General features: G+C 53.7%; 19 protein-coding genes. 5 read left to right on the plus strand and 14 right to left on the minus strand.

Going from position 1 to position 16,618, the window contains the following annotated elements:
- Positions 1-62: 62 nt before the first annotated feature.
- Positions 63-1,397 (plus strand): PLP-dependent aminotransferase family protein, encoded by a 1,335-nt coding sequence (locus tag J1G48_RS05225; protein WP_001138463.1) that lies wholly within the window; start codon positions 63-65, stop codon positions 1,395-1,397.
- Between the two features lie 83 nt (positions 1,398-1,480).
- Here J1G48_RS05225 and J1G48_RS05230 read toward each other — a convergent pair whose 3' ends face one another.
- On the minus strand, positions 1,481-1,807 hold the full coding sequence (locus J1G48_RS05230; protein ID WP_001650455.1) for a DUF883 domain-containing protein: 327 nt from the start codon (positions 1,805-1,807) through the stop codon (positions 1,481-1,483).
- A 161-nt stretch (positions 1,808-1,968) separates the two neighbouring features.
- Here J1G48_RS05230 and J1G48_RS05235 point away from each other — a divergent pair, with 161 nt between their 5' ends.
- Positions 1,969-2,319, plus strand: a complete 351-nt coding sequence (locus J1G48_RS05235; protein ID WP_000281305.1) for a DUF2002 family protein — start codon at positions 1,969-1,971, stop codon at positions 2,317-2,319.
- A gap of 34 nt (positions 2,320-2,353) precedes the next feature.
- On the opposite strand, the gene alaE is transcribed toward J1G48_RS05235, so the two are convergent.
- Positions 2,354-2,803 carry an L-alanine exporter AlaE gene (alaE, locus tag J1G48_RS05240; protein WP_000492669.1) on the minus strand — a complete coding sequence of 150 codons (450 nt, stop codon included), beginning with the start codon at positions 2,801-2,803 and terminating at the stop codon, positions 2,354-2,356.
- Between the two features lie 697 nt (positions 2,804-3,500).
- Here alaE and stpA point away from each other — a divergent pair.
- Positions 3,501-3,902, plus strand: a complete 402-nt coding sequence (stpA, locus tag J1G48_RS05245) for a DNA-binding protein StpA (RefSeq protein ID WP_001051100.1) — start codon at positions 3,501-3,503, stop codon at positions 3,900-3,902.
- 89 nt (positions 3,903-3,991) lie between these two features.
- Here stpA and J1G48_RS05250 read toward each other — a convergent pair whose 3' ends face one another.
- The 3 genes from J1G48_RS05250 to J1G48_RS05260 form a co-directional block, all read right to left on the minus strand.
- Positions 3,992-4,171, minus strand: coding sequence for a hypothetical protein (locus J1G48_RS05250; protein WP_000494943.1), 180 nt, complete (start codon positions 4,169-4,171; stop codon positions 3,992-3,994).
- Between the two features lie 78 nt (positions 4,172-4,249).
- On the minus strand, positions 4,250-4,777 hold the full coding sequence (locus tag J1G48_RS05255; RefSeq protein ID WP_000022011.1) for a rhodanese family protein: 528 nt from the start codon (positions 4,775-4,777) through the stop codon (positions 4,250-4,252).
- Between the two features lie 9 nt (positions 4,778-4,786).
- Entirely contained in the window at positions 4,787-5,086 is a 300-nt protein-coding gene (locus J1G48_RS05260) for a metalloregulator ArsR/SmtB family transcription factor (protein ID WP_000137432.1), read from the minus strand.
- 182 nt (positions 5,087-5,268) lie between these two features.
- On the opposite strand from J1G48_RS05260, the gene J1G48_RS05265 reads away from it, so the two are divergent.
- Together J1G48_RS05265 and lysM are read left to right on the plus strand one after the other, a co-directional pair.
- Entirely contained in the window at positions 5,269-5,427 is a 159-nt protein-coding gene (locus J1G48_RS05265; protein WP_000508175.1) for a YqaE/Pmp3 family membrane protein, read from the plus strand.
- Positions 5,428-5,526: 99 nt separating this feature from the next.
- The gene (gene lysM, locus J1G48_RS05270) at positions 5,527-5,976 is read left to right on the plus strand and encodes a peptidoglycan-binding protein LysM (RefSeq protein ID WP_000522406.1); all 450 of its coding nucleotides are present in this window, start codon (positions 5,527-5,529) and stop codon (positions 5,974-5,976) included.
- A 21-nt stretch (positions 5,977-5,997) separates the two neighbouring features.
- Here the strand turns inward: lysM and csiR are convergent, their stop codons facing one another.
- The 9 genes from csiR to J1G48_RS05315 all read right to left on the minus strand — a co-directional run bounded on the left by csiR (position 5,998) and on the right by J1G48_RS05315 (position 16,538).
- A complete protein-coding gene (gene csiR, locus J1G48_RS05275; RefSeq protein ID WP_000126152.1) occupies positions 5,998-6,675 on the minus strand; it encodes a DNA-binding transcriptional regulator CsiR in 678 nt (225 codons plus the stop codon).
- Between the two features lie 41 nt (positions 6,676-6,716).
- Complete coding sequence (gabP, locus tag J1G48_RS05280) at positions 6,717-8,117, minus strand: GABA permease (RefSeq protein WP_000531282.1); 1,401 nt, start codon at positions 8,115-8,117, stop codon at positions 6,717-6,719.
- Positions 8,118-8,246: 129 nt separating this feature from the next.
- Positions 8,247-9,530: a 4-aminobutyrate--2-oxoglutarate transaminase gene (gene gabT / locus J1G48_RS05285; protein WP_001095568.1), complete on the minus strand. Its 1,284-nt coding sequence runs from the start codon at positions 9,528-9,530 to the stop codon at positions 8,247-8,249.
- Positions 9,531-9,544: 14 nt separating this feature from the next.
- The gene (gabD, locus tag J1G48_RS05290; protein ID WP_001176527.1) at positions 9,545-10,993 is read right to left on the minus strand and encodes an NADP-dependent succinate-semialdehyde dehydrogenase; all 1,449 of its coding nucleotides are present in this window, start codon (positions 10,991-10,993) and stop codon (positions 9,545-9,547) included.
- A gap of 21 nt (positions 10,994-11,014) precedes the next feature.
- Complete coding sequence (lhgO, locus tag J1G48_RS05295) at positions 11,015-12,283, minus strand: L-2-hydroxyglutarate oxidase (protein WP_000271927.1); 1,269 nt, start codon at positions 12,281-12,283, stop codon at positions 11,015-11,017.
- Between the two features lie 25 nt (positions 12,284-12,308).
- Positions 12,309-13,286 (minus strand): glutarate dioxygenase GlaH, encoded by a 978-nt coding sequence (gene glaH, locus J1G48_RS05300; RefSeq protein ID WP_000993102.1) that lies wholly within the window; start codon positions 13,284-13,286, stop codon positions 12,309-12,311.
- 303 nt (positions 13,287-13,589) lie between these two features.
- Entirely contained in the window at positions 13,590-15,104 is a 1,515-nt protein-coding gene (locus J1G48_RS05305; RefSeq protein ID WP_000382035.1) for a tripartite tricarboxylate transporter permease, read from the minus strand.
- A 10-nt stretch (positions 15,105-15,114) separates the two neighbouring features.
- The gene (locus tag J1G48_RS05310) at positions 15,115-15,549 is read right to left on the minus strand and encodes a tripartite tricarboxylate transporter TctB family protein (protein ID WP_001574835.1); all 435 of its coding nucleotides are present in this window, start codon (positions 15,547-15,549) and stop codon (positions 15,115-15,117) included.
- A gap of 11 nt (positions 15,550-15,560) precedes the next feature.
- The gene (locus J1G48_RS05315; protein ID WP_000744416.1) at positions 15,561-16,538 is read right to left on the minus strand and encodes a tripartite tricarboxylate transporter substrate binding protein; all 978 of its coding nucleotides are present in this window, start codon (positions 16,536-16,538) and stop codon (positions 15,561-15,563) included.
- Between the last annotated feature and the right edge of the window lie 80 nt (positions 16,539-16,618).

A 16,618-nucleotide genomic window follows, 5' to 3' on the forward strand; every position in this document is an offset into this window, starting at 1 on the left:
GCACTGTAGCACTATAATGGTCTGTAAAAGAGAGCCATATTTTTACAGAAAAAGCAGACCATATGCCGCGCTATCAGCACATCGCTCGTCAGTTAAAAACGGCCATTGAGCAAGGAGAACTCGCGCCCGGAACGCGCTTGCCTTCCAGCCGGACGTGGGCGCAGGAACTGGGCGTTTCTCGCGCCACGGTGGAAAATGCCTATGGCGAGCTGGTGGCGCAGGGCTGGCTGGAGCGACGTGGTCAGGCAGGCACGTTTGTGAGCAACGCTCTACGGTTTGAGACGGCGCCGCCGATACCCGCTGTTTTTGCCGGAGAAAGTCCGGAACCGAAACCCTTTCAGATGGGGTTACCGGCGCTGGATCTCTTTCCACGCGAGAAGTGGGCGCGAGTGATGGGGCGTCGGTTGCGCACGCAGACGCGCTTCGATCTGGCATTAGGCGACGTCTGCGGCGAGGCGATTTTGCGCCAGGCGATAGTCGATTACCTGCGGGTTTCGCGTAGCATTGAATGCCTGCCGGAACAGGTATTTATTACCTCCGGATATGCGGATTCTATGCGGCTAATCCTGCGTACATTGTCTGTGCCGGGAGACAGCATGTGGGTGGAAGATCCCGGTTTTCCGTTAATTCGCCCGGTGATAACGCAGGAGGGGATTACGCTGGCGCCGATTCCGGTCGATGCGGATGGGCTGAATGTCGCGGCGGGGATGCGGGATTGCCCGCAGGGGCGCTTTGCATTGGTGACGCCCGCCCATCAAAGTCCGTTGGGGGTGGCGCTGTCGTTAACTCGCCGACGGCAACTTCTGGCATGGGCGGCGAATGTGCAGGCCTGGATTATTGAAGATGACTACGACAGCGAATTTCGTTATCACGGTAAACCGCTTCCGCCGCTCAAGAGTCTGGATGCCCCGCAGCGAGTGATTTACGCCGGAACGTTCAGTAAGTCGCTCTTTCCGGCATTACGTACCGCCTGGCTGGTGGTGCCGATAAAGCAGATTGAGCATTTCCGCCAGCAGGCGTCGCTGATGCCCTGTAGCGTACCGTTGTTATGGCAGCACACGCTGGCTGATTTTATCCGTGATGGCCATTTCTGGCGGCATCTGAAAAAGATGCGTCAACATTATGCTCAGCGACGGTTATGGATTGAAGAGGCGCTGGCAGAACAGGGATTTGTCGTGACATTACAGAAAGGCGGTATTCAACTGGTTATTGAGGTTGAAGGCGATGATAAAGCGCAGGTAGCGAAAGCGAATCAGGCCGGACTGGCGGTACAGGCGCTAAGCCGTTGGCGAGTGGTTTCGTCAGGAAAGGGGGGCATTTTACTGTCGTTTACCAATATTACTTCCGCCGCCATGGCGAAACAGGTCGCATGGCAGCTTCGACAGGCGATACAGTAACCGTTTCGCCGAATGGCGCGACCTGGGCCTGCGGCAATGATGCAGGCCCAATAAAGTATGTCGCCATCCGGCAGCGCACGTCGTTAGCGACGCAGGCTAAGCAACGCCCCGATAAAAATTCCTACCGCTGCGGCGGTTCCTACGCTACACCAGGGTTTTTCACGCACAAACGTATCCGCGCACCCCATCGCATCACAGGCGGCTTGTTTTACGCGAGTACGTCCATGCATCCGCGCCCGGGTCTCTTTCAGCAACGCCTGTGCTTTACGTCGCGCAGCCTCGGCTTCGTCTTTCGCATCGCTTCCCCAGGATTTAAGGACATCTTCCAGACTGTCGGCTAATCGATTGACATCATTCTGAATATCCTGAACACCATCATCGACGTCGTTTCGGTTCGGTTTGTTAAGCATATGATCCTCCATTGATTTCGATGTAGCTTTCAGTGTAGTTCATATTTTTACCTGCTGAGGCTTGTTACGGCGATATCATGCGTTTCTGGACTTTTCTGAAAGCGTTGATAACGCGCTATCGGGTAAGGTAAGCCCGCAGTAAAAGAGAATGAGGATAAAATATGTATTTACGACCTGACGAGGTGGCGCGGGTACTGGAAAAGGCAGGGTTTACCGTCGATGTGGTGACGAATAAGACGTATGGTTATCGACGCGGCGAGAATTATGTTTATGTTAACCGCGAGGCGCGTATGGGGCGTACCGCGCTGATCATTCACCCCAGATTAAAAGACCGTAGCTCATCACTGGCTGACCCGGCTTCGGATATTAAAACCTGCGATCACTATCAAAATTTTCCGCTCTATTTAGGCGGCGAGACCCACGAACATTACGGTATTCCCCACGGCTTTAGCTCCCGAATAGCGTTAGAACGTTATCTGAATGGGCTTTTTGGCGACGAAAAAACCGACTAAAAGCGCGACTGGCAATGCCAGTCGCGACGCTAACTTACGCCTTAGCCTGATGATAGCTGCTCACTTTAAACAGGCGGCGACAATAATCCAGGAAGTAGCCATAAACCGCGCCCATTAACATTGAAACAACAATGTTTGAACTCACGGCGGCCACTATCTGATGCCAGCCGGCACCGACGGTCAGCAAGATGATAATATAAACGGGTGACTGAAAGGTGACATAAGCCAATACATCCGCCAGGTTTTTGGCCCATCCCGCCGGGCTTGCCTTACGCGCGACGCGCATAATCAGATCGCGGTAAACGCCGTATGGCCATGCAATCAAAATGTTGACAGGTATCGCCACCAGCCTGGAAGAAAGCGACTGCTCAAAGCTCATTCCGGAGAGGAATATCTCGATCAACATGTTCACAACAGAACAGTAAACAACCATCGCAAACGTGTCTGCTACGGCATGACGCAAGCGTGACTGTGGAGAGAACATGTTAATGCTCCTTGTAGCGTATCGATCAGAATGAGGTGATGGTTGGTAGTGAAATCATAAAGCACTTTTGTCTTTGCATAGAGTATATCCCTATATAATAACTATCAACTAGTGTAATATTTTTATTTATAGGCTTTTTGTCGATAAAATACTCTGTGATTGTGTGTTTTTTGCTCGCGGCGAGATTTTCGTTGTTGTTAGTCATTAATTACTTTTAAATCAATGCATTATAATGCATTGTTTTTCTGGCGATTTTCAGCCACATTCCAAATGTTGTCAGATGCGATGTATTCTCGGCTAACGGCACGCGCTCTACTTTTCTCAGCATAATTATAGCTATTGCAGGCTGATTTTTAGCATAAAGCTCTGATGATGATTTTTGAATGGTTAATCTCTTATTGTGATGAAATATTCACTTCTGTATAAGGTCAGCCACCGTGAGGGTCGCCGTGGTTACTGAGATACGCAATACGCTATAAACAGCCGAACGGGAAACCTACAGATATACCGTAGGCAGAATAACCTGAAACACACAGGGGGTAATGAATATAACCTTCTGGTTAACAGATTAATATAATTAATCGAGTTATACTGAGTATATCTGTATGAACTTTAGGATCTGGAAATATAATCAATAATCGCATACAATACCGCCTGTAATAGTTTTTGTTTTCTGCGTTAAAAGGTTTTTATTGATATGAATTTGATGTTACAGAACTTAAATAATATCCGCACGCTGCGCGCTATGGCTCGCGAATTCTCCATTGACGTTCTTGAAGAAATGCTCGAAAAATTCAGGGTTGTCACTAAAGAAAGACGCGAAGAAGAAGAATTGCAGCAACGCCAGCTTGCCGAGAAGCAGGAGAAAATTAATGCCTTTCTGGAGCTGATGAAAGCAGACGGTATTAACCCGGAAGAGTTATTTGCCATGGATTCAGCAATGCCGCGTTCTGCTAAAAAGCGTCAGCCGCGTCCGGCAAAATATCGTTTTACTGATTTCAATGGCGAAGAAAAAACCTGGACCGGACAAGGCCGTACGCCTAAACCGATTGCCCAGGCGCTGGCGGCGGGGAAATCTCTGGATGATTTCTTAATCTAATCACGGATAACCTTTAACAGATGGCGCTGCGTTTCCTGTCTCTATTAACCGGGGCTCAGGGAACGTTGCGCCATGCTCATTCTGATAAATCAGCACACGCCAAAATCGCCCTCTTCGCAATAGGGGGTGACATCTGCCGCTTTGAGGATCAATTTTTCGCCCTGCTCATTACCGACCTGTACCGCGACAATATGATCCTCGTTGACTTCAATCACTTTCAGTTTCGGCCCACCCATTCGGGGCTGTACGATATCGCCTGGTGTGAACATCACGCTCTCCTGTTGAACAATGGTATAAACCCGCCTTCAGTCTACTACACACCTACCGACGCGCGGTGAAGGTACCGCTTAATGAGTACGGGTATTCCAGGGCATTTTTTCCAGTAGTCGCGCCATTCCGCAGAAGCCGGTCATGCCTGCCAGCATTAACCCGGCCCCGACAAAACCGCTAATGAGGAAAAAGCCGCCGTGGACCGTATAGCCCAGAATCACCCCAAGCAACGTCAACCCGCCGGCGGCGATTTGCACCTGACGCATCAGTGGCAACGGTTGCGATTTGTCTTCTGTGACGGGCAATCCTGCCGCTTTCCATCCGTCGATGCCGCCTTCCAGTAGACTGACCTGAGCAGGGGCGGCAATGGCCTGTAGTTTTGCTGCATTGCTGCTGGTTCGTTTACCTGACTGACAGTGAAAAATAATCTGTTCCGCTCGCAGGTTGGCGGGCAAATCGCCCTGTTCAAGCCGGGAAAGCGGCGCCAGTTGCGCATGTGGAATATGCTCGCGCAGATATTCGTCGGCGTCGCGTACATCAATCAGTTTCGCGCCTTGCGCTATCAGCGCTTGCGCCTCACGGGGGGAAACTATCCCAATGGACATCGTGCCTCCTTATGGACAATAGAGATTCTTTAACGTGGCGATAATCGTATTAACCGCCTCATTTTTAATGAAATAGTGAATGCGCTGGGCATCGCGTTGACTATCAATCAGCCCTTCTTCCCGCATCCGCGCCAGATGTTGCGACGTCGCGGAGGGGCTTAGCCCGGTAATGCGCGCCAGTTCGCCTGCGCTGGTTTTTGGCGAACCGCAAAGCATACATAAAATCAGTAATCTTTTTGGGTGGCTCATCGCTTTGAGCAGGGCCGCCGCCTGTTCTGCGCTGGCCTGAAGTTGTTCAAGCTCTGTCATAGTTATTTAAGTATTTTCTAAATTTAGTTAATTCTAAAATAAACATCAACCTGATGCCAGCGTAAAAAGCGTAAAGGAGGGTAAAAGCGCGGCGCGCGACTGGCAGGCTCAGGTAAACTGACTATGCTTAGAGATAAAATCTCTTTTTAAACAATGACTAATTTTGCTTGTATGGAGTGTATATGGGTTTCTGGAGAATTGTATTTACGATTATTTTGCCTCCGCTCGGCGTACTTTTAGGAAAAGGGTTCGGTTGGGCATTTATCCTTAATATCCTGCTGACATTACTCGGATATATTCCGGGGCTTATCCACGCATTTTGGGTTCAGATGCGTCATTAATTACCGGCCACCGGCGGCGCATAAGCGCCGCTTATCAGGATAACCTCATTCCCTCTGCTACACTTTTCTTTGTGTGTATTTTTGACAAGCGAGGTGAATATGGGACTTTTCAATTTTGTAAAAGATGCAGGTGAAAAACTCTGGGACGCGGTAACCGCTAATCATGATAAGGACGATCAGGCGAAAAAAGTCCAGGAACATTTAAATAAAACGGGAATACCCGACGCTGACAAAGTGAATGTGCAAATAGCTGATGGAAAAGCGACAGTGACGGGGGATGGGCTGAGTCAGGAGGCAAAAGAAAAAATTCTGGTTGCCGTGGGGAATATCGCCGGGATTAGCAGCGTTGACGATCAGGTTAAAACCACGACGCCAGCGGCTGAAAGTCAGTTTTATACCGTAAAATCAGGCGACACCCTGAGCGCTATTTCAAAGCAAGTGTATGGTAACGCCAATCTGTATAATAAAATCTTCGAGGCAAATAAACCGATGCTGAAAAGCCCGGAAAAAATATATCCGGGACAAGTGTTGCGTATTCCTGAAGAATAATGGCTATCAGGTCGCGCCAGGCTACATTTTCCCTGCCATCGCCTGGCGAATAATGGGAATCGGCGTCAGCAAATGCTGACGCATTAATTCGCTGGCGCGTGCCGCCTCGCGCGCCAGTATCGCTTCGGTTAGCGTGTGATGCTGGATATGTTTATCTTCCAGCATCTCGACGGACAGAACGGTTTCACGTAACCAAATAAAGCGGTAGCGGGCCGCCAGGTCAAATAAGCGTTCGCGCATCTGTAGCAGATAGTGGGAGCCGCACCCGGCGACAATGGCGGAATGGAACGCCTGGTGGCGCTGATCCCATTCATCGAGCATATGTTCACTGGCATCGCTGGCTTCCAGTTTACTGAGCATATGCGCTCGCGCCAGGATCTCCGCCTCCCACGCATCATCGCCGCGTTCAATCGCCAGGCGTACCAGCATCGCTTCCATATTGGCGCGCGCGTCAAAAATATCGAGGAGTTCCGCCTCTGACATGGATGCCACGCGATAGCCTTTTTGATTCACCACGGTGACCAGCCGTTCCGCCACCAGTTGCGACAGCGCCTCACGCAGCGGCCCTACGCCGAGCGCATAGCGGGCGGTTAATAAACTCATCCGCAGTTTCTCATCCGGCTGATAAGTGCCGCGAATAATGTCATTTTTAAGCCAGCGATAGCCATCTATGGCCGTCGGTTGGGAAAGGGCGGTCATCTTTTACTCCTGAGAAGCTTCCCGGCTGACGCCGGGAATAACTAACGTAGGTTTTGCAGGGGGGCTTTTTGCCACCTTATCAGTTTTTTCCAGCGAGACATAATGGGGACAGTACCTATTATGCCCAGCCCTAACAGCCCCGTTGAAATGACTTCTAGTTGCTGTGCCGGTCGAAATAGCATCACCACCAGAACAAAGCAGATAAAGCCGATAACCAGCCAGGTGAGCCACGGATAAAGCCACATTTTCAACTTAATTTCTCCGCCCTGCGCCAGCAGAATTTTACGCATCCGCAATTGCGAAATCGCAATCACCAGATAGACCAGCAGCGCGATGGCGCCGGAACTGTCGATAAGAAATTTAAACACTTTTGCCGGGGCGTAATAATTGACGATAACGGTTAAAAAGGCCGCGCCGGTAGAGAGGAGAACCGCCACCCAGGGCGTTTTGCTACGGTTAGTTTTTCCCATTATCGCAGGCGCATCGCCGCGGCGGCTAAGGGAATAGAGCATCCGGGAGGCGGTATATAATGCGGAGTTCAGACAACTGGTCACCGACAACAAAATCACGCAGTCCATAATGAATTTTGCGTGCGGAATATGAAGCAGCTCCAGTACCGAACGGTACGAACCTACGCTTTTCAGACCCGGCATATTCCACGGGATCAGCGCCACCACCACAAAAATGGAACACAGGTAAAAGATGGAAATTCGCCAGATAACAGAATTGGTGGCGCGTACGATATGTTTATCCGGCGTATCGGATTCCGCGGCAGCAATAGTGACGATTTCCGCGCCCATAAAAGAGAACATGGTGATCAACATGGCGCTTAACACCGCGCCGAAGCCGTTAGGCATAAAACCACCGTGATCCCATAGCCGGGAGATACCGCTTACCTCAGCATACGGATAAAAACCGCTAATCGCTGTCGCGCCCAGCGCGATAAACGCCAGAATGGCAATTACTTTACATAGCGCCAGCCAGAATTCGAACTCGCCGTAATTTTTGACGCTCAATAAATTGCTTCCGGTTAAGGCAAGCGTAATCACTAATGAAAATAGCCATACCGGAATACCCGGTATCCATGAATTCAGAATAATGGCGGCAATATTGGCCTCCAGCGGAATAACCAGCACCCAAAACCACCAGTATAACCAGCCGATGGTATACCCGGCCCAGGGGCCGATCGCTTTATCCGCATAGGTGGAAAAAGAACCGGTATCCGGTGTGGCGACGGCCATTTCAGCCAGCATTCGCATAATCATGACGACTAAAAGTCCTGCGAACAGATAGGCCAGCAGTACCGCAGGGCCGGCCTCCGCAATCGCCACGCTGGAACCGACAAACAGGCTGGCGCCGATGACGCCGGCGATCGATAACATGGTGACGTGGCGTGATTTCAGCCCGCCCCCTAATGCATGTGATTCTGACAATTGCCCCATCCTAAAACCTCTTTATTGTTATTGCGCTCGTTTACCGGATGGCGCCTGGCTTATTCGGCCTACAATCGAAACGGTTTTTGTAGGCCGGATAAGACAGTTACGTCGCCACCCGACGCTGCTTATTGGACATTACGCTTGTTTCGCCTCATCAAAGCACTGGGCGATAATCTCCAGGCCTTGCCGAATCTGCGAGGCCTCAATAGTGAGTGGAACGAGGATGCGCAAGATGTTGTAGTAAGGACCGCAGGAGAGCAGAATTAACCCTTTCTCGCGGGCGCGGGCCACAATGTCGGCGGTCAGAGCCGCGTTCGGTTTGCCGGGGTCGCCATTTTCGAACAACTCAATGGCGATCATGGCGCCCAGTCCGCGCACGTCACCAATCTCACGGTGCGTTTCCGCTATCTCCATCAGGCCATCGCGCAGCGTTTTGCCAAGCGTATTCGCCTTTTGCAGTAGATTTTCCTGCTCGAAAATGTCCAGTACCGCCAGCGCGGCGGCGCAGGCAATCGGGTTTCCGGCATAGGTGCCGCCCAGCCCGCCCGGCGCGATAGCGTCCATCACGTCTGCCCGGCCGGTAACGCCTGCCAGCGGAAAGCCGCCGGCGATCGATTTCGCAAACGTGGTAATATCTGCCGCAACGCCCATCTGTTCCATGGCGAACAGCGTACCGGTCCGGCCCGCGCCGCTTTGCACTTCGTCGGCAATCAACATAATGCCGTGTTGGTCGCATAGCGCGCGCAGTCGCTGCATAAACGCGGGAGAGGCGGCGTAAAATCCGCCTTCGCCCTGTACCGGCTCAATAATAATGGCGGCGATATCTTCCGGCGCGGCATCATTTTTAAAGATGCGTTCAATGCTGGCGATCGCGTCGTCGTCGCTGACGTTGTGTAGCGGGCAAGGATAAAGCGCGCGGTAGACATGGCCTGGCATCAATCCCATACCAGCAGAGTACGGGTGTACTTTCCCGGTCAGAGAGAGCGTGTAGTGGGTACGACCGTGGTAAGCGCCGCTAAACGCGATAGCGCCGCTGCGTTTTGTTGCCGCGCGGGCGATTTTCACGGCGTTTTCAACCGCTTCTGAACCGGTCGTGACCAGCAACGTTTTTTTGGCGAAATCGCCCGGTACCTTCTGGTTCATGCGTTCGCACAACGCCAGATACGGTTCATAGGCCAGCACCTGAAAACAGGTATGGGACAATTTCTTCAACTGCGCTTCGACCGCTGAAACAATGCCCGGATGTAAATGACCGGTGTTCAGGACGGCAATGCCGCCCGCGAAATCGAGATACTCACGGCCTTCGACATCCCAGACCCGACAATTTTCCGCCCGCTCGGCGAAAATTGGGTGAATCTGGCCCACGCCGCGAGGAACGGCGTTATGACGGCGCTGCATTAAAGCGTTATTGGTATTCATTAGCGACTCTCCTGTTAAAGGCCGATGCACATATATTTGATTTCTAAATAATCTTCGATGCCGTATTTGGAACCTTCACGGCCTAATCCGGAGGCCTTAATACCGCCGAAAGGCGCGACTTCGTTGGAGATAATGCCGGTATTAATACCGACGATGCCGTATTCCAGCGCTTCGCCGACGCGGAAAACGCGGCTTAAATCGCGTGCATAAAAATAGGCTGCCAGGCCGAACTCGGTATCGTTAGCCTGTCTGATGACATCCGCCTCGTCGCTGAAGCGGAACAGAGGCGCGAGCGGCCCGAATGTCTCTTCTTTGGCGACTTTCGCGTTATCAGGAACATCCGCCAGAATGGTCGGTTGAAAGAAGTTGCCGCCCAATTTGTGCGCTTCACCGCCCGTAATGACGCGGGCGCCTTTTTCCAGCGCGTCGGCGATATGCTCCTGGACTTTCGCCACGGCTTTTTCATCAATCAGCGGCCCGATAGCGACGTCGGCTTGCAGGCCGTCGCCGACCGCGAGCTTATTTACCGCCTGGTTGAGTTTTTCCGCAAAACGATCGTAAACGCCGTCCTGAACATACAATCTATTGGCGCAGACACAGGTCTGCCCGGCGTTGCGAAACTTCGAAGCCAGCGCGCCTTCGACGGCTTTATCCAGATCGGCATCGTCAAAGACGATAAACGGCGCATTGCCGCCCAATTCCAGCGACACTTTTTTAATGTCTTTGGCGCATTGTTCCATTAGCTGGCGGCCAATCTCCGTCGAGCCGGTAAACGACAGTTTGCGTACCAGCGGGTTGCTGGTCAGCTCGCCGCCGATATCGCCTGCCGAACCGGTAACGACGTTAAATACACCTGCGGGAATTCCGGCGCGCCGGGCCAGTTCCGCCAGCGCCAGCGCGGAAAACGGCGTCTGGCTGGCGGGTTTGAGTACCATCGTGCAGCCTGCGGCCAGCGCGGGGCCGGCTTTACGGGTGATCATTGCTGAGGGAAAGTTCCACGGGGTAATCGCGGCGGTGACGCCGATGGGCTGTTTAATCACCAGCAGCCGTTTATCGGCCTGATGACCTGGAATCGTGTCGCCATAGATACGCTTCCCCTCTTCGGCGAACCATTCAATAAACGAGGCGGCGTAGCTAATTTCGCCTTTCGCTTCCGCCAGCGGTTTACCCTGTTCCAGCGTCATCAGATGCGCCAAATCGTCCTGATGTTCCATCATCAGATTGAACCAGCGACGCAGGATATTGGCTCGCTCTTTGGCGGTGAGCGCGCGCCAGGCGGGCAGGGCGCGATTGGCGGCGTTGATGGCGTCGCGCGTCTCTTCCGCCCCCATTTTGGGCACATTGCCGAGCGGTTTCCCGTTGGCGGGGTTGCTCACGGGGATGACATCGCCGCCGCGCGCGTCGCGCCAGTCGCCATCGATAAAGGCCTGCTGGCGGAACAGGGTAGAGTCGTTAAGTTGCATAATTGCTTCCTGTCTGAAGGGTTAACGGGTAAATGCGGCGTGTAATGCGTCCACGCTGCGTGCCGCACGCAGCGTACGTCCGGGGTTGCTCTGGCTTGCGCGTAGCGCCTGAACTTTACTGACGATATGCGCGCCGATAGGTATCGCGGATGTCGCCGCCGGGGAGGGGGCGTTACAGGTGTGAATGGAACGCGGCGTCGTGACAAACAGAAAATCATCAATCAGTTTGCCGTCCGGTGAAACCGCCTGCGCCCGCACGCCTGCCGGCCAGGGCTGGAGATCGTTGACGGTCAGGCTGGGGCAATACTTTTGTACTCGCCGCAAATAGCCGCTTTTGCACAGCGAGTTTTTCATCTCGCCCAGCCCGGAAAGCAGATGGTTTTGCAGTACGCGGCGAATGCCGGCGGAGCGGAAAATCTCCAGGGTGTCGGTGAAGGAAACGTCGCGCTTACGGTAGCCTTCGCGTTTAAGCGCCAGCACCGCATTCGGCCCGACCGTGACGCTGCCATCGATCATGCGGGTAAGATGGACGCCGAGAAACGGCATTGCCGGATCGGGGATCGGGTAGATCAAATGGTTAACGATCCGGTTGTGTCGCGGGGCCAGACGAAAGTACTCGCCGCGGAAAGGGCAGATAATAAAACCGGGCTCCACGCCCAGCATTTTGACCAGCCGATCCGCCATCAGCCCTGCACAGCCGATAAGCGTAGCGGTTTCTATTTCCCGACCTTGCGAGGTGCGAATAACAATGCCAGCGGCATGTTCTGTTAGCGCGCTGACCTCGGCATGGTAGATGATCTCGCCGCCTTTGGCCTGAAAGCGGTTCGCCATGGCCGTCGCGACATCGCGATAGCTGACAATCCCGCTGGAAGGGACAAAAATCCCGCCCAGGCCAATGATATTGGGTTCGCGTTCACGCAGCTCCGCCGCGCTTAACCACTCGCGCTCTAAGCCGTTGGCCGCCGTCCGCTCCCATAGCGCGCGCATCCGCGCCATTTCCAGCTCCGAGGTGGCGACCAACATTTTGCCGCAGGTGTCGTAGCGGATGTTGTTTTGATCGCAAAAGGTTTTGGTCGCCTGATTGCCCGCCAGACAAAACCGCGCTTTGAGGCTGCCGGGCGTGTAGTACACCCCGGCATGGCTCACGCCGCTGTTATGCCCGGTCTGGTGGCAGGCTGGCGCGGACTCTTTTTCCAGCAATGCGATGCGCGCATCCGGGTAGACATCAATAAGTTGCATGGCGGTCGACATGCCGATAATGCCGCCGCCGATAATCACAAAATCATACATCCGCGTAATTCCTTCGCCGTGGCGCTTATTGGTGAGTTTGATAATGGCTGGCGGCGTAGGCGAAGTAACCGCGCTGGCGCATCAGTTCGCGACGCAAGTCAGGATGCGGCGTAAAACGATCGCGTCCATGTAGCCAGAACAGATTGTTAATCAGCAGGAATTTGCCGACCGGTACCGGCACGGAGAGGATGTTTTGACTGGTTTCCAGCGCGTCTGAAAGCTCGCTGAGCCAGACGCCTTCTTCAAAGTCTTTTGGCTGGACGAACTGGTCGATATAACGCATGACCGGGCGGCCTTGTTGGTCGACATCAAACACCGGGTGCCAGACGTCATGGCTAACATTTTTGCTTGGCGGTGCCGCCCAGCGCATGACGCGACGCGCCAGCGGATGGGTAAAAAACGACTCCAGATGTTCCCAGTCATCAAGGTGCAGCAGCAGCGAATTACCGCCTTCCATATTTTGTTCGTCGATTTTCATCATCAGCACGTAGTCGGTCACCTCCTCAACATAGGTGCCGTCATTGTGCAGTTCCATTACGCGGTGGGGCTGGCGCAGATAACTGTCGGAGTTGTCGACGTTTTTGACCACGAAACGCGCGTAATACTGGCCGCTCATCGCATCGTAGTTGGAGCGACCAATAAGATGCGCCACCGCCGTCGCCAGTTTGACCATCTCTTCTGCCTGTGCGACATCATCGAGCCCTTCGGCGCTGATCAACAGCGCGCCTTGTGCACGATTGAGTAGCGTTTTGATCAACAGCGGTTGTAGCTGATTGCCGCACAGATCGTCGAGGATCTTGCCGATTTTGAAACGTAAGAAAGATTTGTATTCCAGCGCCTGCACCGGCCACTGTGCAACCTGATGGAGAAATTGTCTTGTGGTATCCGCCGTAAACGTTAACGCCAGCAGACGCGGCGACTGCGCCGAAGGGGCAAGGGTGAAACCAGTATGGCGTTGGGCTAAATCATCTGTGTTCGCTTTTACGGCAGTCAGTGCATTCATTAGAATCATTCCTCTCGGTAAGATGGTCAGGGAGACATGGCGATGCTCATTTCGTAGCCATAAATTAAAAATATCGACATTTTCCAGGAACGCGTATGAAATAACCGCTTTTGTTTAATTATTGTGATCAAAAACAACAAATATTTAACAATACAAAGGGTGAGGTTAACGGCGCCACGAGCCTGACAACGGCAAGAAGGGGTGTAAAATGAGAGCGTTATGGGGAAAGTGATGCTGGCGGGGTTGCCCGGCCTGACACATGAGCGCGTAGGCCGGACAAGTACAACGTATTTCAGCAGTCAATTAACCGGCGTCAACCTGCGGTTTACGGCTGTGTTTACGGAGCAGACGTAACACTGGCGGTACGACAATGACCATGATCGCCATGATCAGCAGGGCTTTGGCAACGCCGCTTTGCCACAAAATCGCCATATTGCCGTTACTGATGGAGAGTGCGCGACGCAGGTTCTGCTCCAGCATTTCCCCCAGTACGAATCCCAGGATCAGCGGCGACATGGGGAAGTGCATTTTACGTAAAATGTACCCTAACACGCCGAGCGCGACCATCAGCACCAGATCGAAGGTGGTGCTGTGTACCGCATACACCCCTACCGCCGATACGGCAGCGATGGCGGGTACCAGGAACCACAGCGGAATGGTGAGCATACGGGTGAACAGACCGATCAACGGGATATTCATGATCAGCAGCATCACGTTCGCAATCAGCAGCGCAGCGATGAGTCCCCAGACGATATCCGGCTGTTCGGTGAACATCGCCGGGCCTGGCGTGATGTTGTACAGCGTCAGCGCCCCCATCATCACTGCCGTAGTACCGGAACCGGGAACGCCCAGCGTCAGCATCGGGATGAAGGAGCCGCAGGCTGAGGCGTTGTTTGCCGCCTCCGGCGCCGCGACGCCGCGAATATCCCCTTTGCCGAAGCTATCGCTGTTGCCGCTGAGTTTTTTCTCGGTCATATAGGTAATGGCGCTGGCAATGGTCGCCCCGGCGCCGGGCAATACGCCGACAAAAAAGCCGATTACCGAAGAACGCAGGGTGGTGCCGATACACTGCGCGCCTTCTTTCAGGTTGAACAACATTCGACCCGTTTTGCGGACCATTGTTTGCCCGCTGCTGGTATGTTCCAGCATTAAAAGTATTTCTGATACCGAGAACAGGCCGATCACCACGACGATAAACTGTACGCCGTCGGAAAGATGAACGCTGTCAAAGGTAAAGCGATAAACCCCGGTGTTGGCGTCCACGCCGACGGTCGCAAGGCCAAGACCGATCAGCGCTGCCAGAAATGATTTAAGCGGGTTTTGCGCCATCATGCTGCCAAGACAGGCGATGGCAAAAACCATTAAGGCGAAATATTCCGCAGGACCAAAGGCCAGCGACCATTGCGCCAGTAAAGGGGCGAACAGAATGATGCCGCCGATAGCGATTAATGAACCGAAAAATGAGCTGACTGCGGAAATCGACAGCGCTACGCCGCCTTTCCCTTGCTGCGCCATTGGGTAACCGTCCAGCGCCGTCATGATCGCCGCCGCATCGCCGGGGACGTTGAGCAATATGGAGGAGATCCTGCCGCCATACTCACAGCCAATGTACACCGTCGCCAGCAGAATTAGCGCCGACTCCGCAGGCAGATGCAACGCAAAGGCCAGCGGCAGTAAGATTGCCACGCCGTTGATCGGTCCCAGGCCCGGCAGCAGACCGACGATCGTGCCCACGAAGCAGCCAATCAACGCGATAACCAGGTTTTCCGGCGTCATCGCCACCGCAAAGCCCTGAGAAAGATATATCCAGGTATCCATCGTTGCTCCGTTAACTCAGCCAGGCGCCGAGAGGTAAGGTGACATCAAGCAGCCGGTCAAAGGCATACCACAGCAGAATACCCAATACCGCGCCGGAGATACCCGCCGCCGGAATCGTGGCGCCGAACAGCATCCCGATAACCATGGTGAGAAGCGCGGTGGCGATGGGAAAACCCAGCCATTCGAATCCCCAGGCATACATCAGCAGGATGATGATCATGGTAATTAGCTTTTGCAGAACATGGCGGCGCGGCCAGCTCACCGTGTCGGGATGGCGCAATAACAGCGCCAGCGCGCAGAGCGCCATCAGGCCGATAATCCCCAGCGGAAAAGGGCGGGGGCCGACGGGTTCATAGCTGTATTCGCTTTGGATCTGCCAGGCGATGAATAGCCCGGCGATACAGAGCAACAGCCAGATACCCGCAAAGATACGATCGCTCATCATTGCCTCCGCGATTATTTCGCGAGTCCGAAGGCTTTCGCCTGTTCACGGTAATCAGTAACCTGTTTTTTCACGTAGTCATCGAGCTGCTGGCCGGTCATGTCGAACTCAAACAGGCCGCGCAGATCGCGCTGCTTTTTAAACTCGTCGGTTTGCTGGAGCTTCTTGAAGGTATCCACCCACCACTGGTAATCGGCATCGCTGACTTTGGGCCCGACGTAGAAGCCGCGAATAATCGGCCACACCAGGTCGTAACCCTGTTCTTTAGCGGTAGGGACATTGGCAAGCTGGCCCGGCAGACGATTTTCTGAAAAGACGGCAAGCACGCGGATTTTGTCGCCGCCCAGATAAGGCACCATTTCACTGAGATCGCCGGAGACAACCTGAACATGGTTGCCCATTAATGCCGTCACCGGCTCGCCGCCGCCCTCAAAGGCAACGTAGCGCATCTTGTGCGGGTCGACGTTCGCCTTTTGCGCCAGCAACGCCGACTTCATCCAGTCCTGGCTGCCAATAGAGGCGCCAGCGCCAATGACCACGCTGTTGGGATCTTTTTCCATCGCCGTCATCAGATCTTTCAGCGTTTTCCACGGGGAATCCGCACGCACGGCGATCATGCCGTAATCAGTGCCCACGCTTGCCAGCCAGCGCACATCATCCACGCCGTAGCGACCAAATTTCCCCTGCGACAGGTTGAGCAGCGAACCGCCGGAAAAGGCGACCACAGTCCCGGGTTCGCCAGGGCGTTGAGCGACTATCGCGTTATAGGCCACAGCGCCGACGCCGCCGGGCATATACGTTACCCGCATGGGTTTCTCGATAGCGCCAGTCTCCAGCAAACTCACCTGAATCAGCTTACAGGTGAGGTCGAAACCGCCGCCAGGTTTGGCTGGCGCGATACATTCCGTTCGCGACGGCGCCTCCTGCGCCAGAACAGAGGTACTCATTAATAAAATGCTTGCAGTAAGGGTACGAAGTAATTGTTTTTTCATTTTTTATCCTCACGCCGGACGTCCGGATTTTTCAGGTTCGGAAGAAGATTTTTGTGATTATGTGAGCCGACATGTAGCAG

The sequence above is a fragment of the Salmonella sp. SAL-020 genome (assembly GCF_017372215.1).
GTDB classification, from domain to species: Bacteria; Pseudomonadota; Gammaproteobacteria; order Enterobacterales; family Enterobacteriaceae; genus Salmonella; species Salmonella enterica.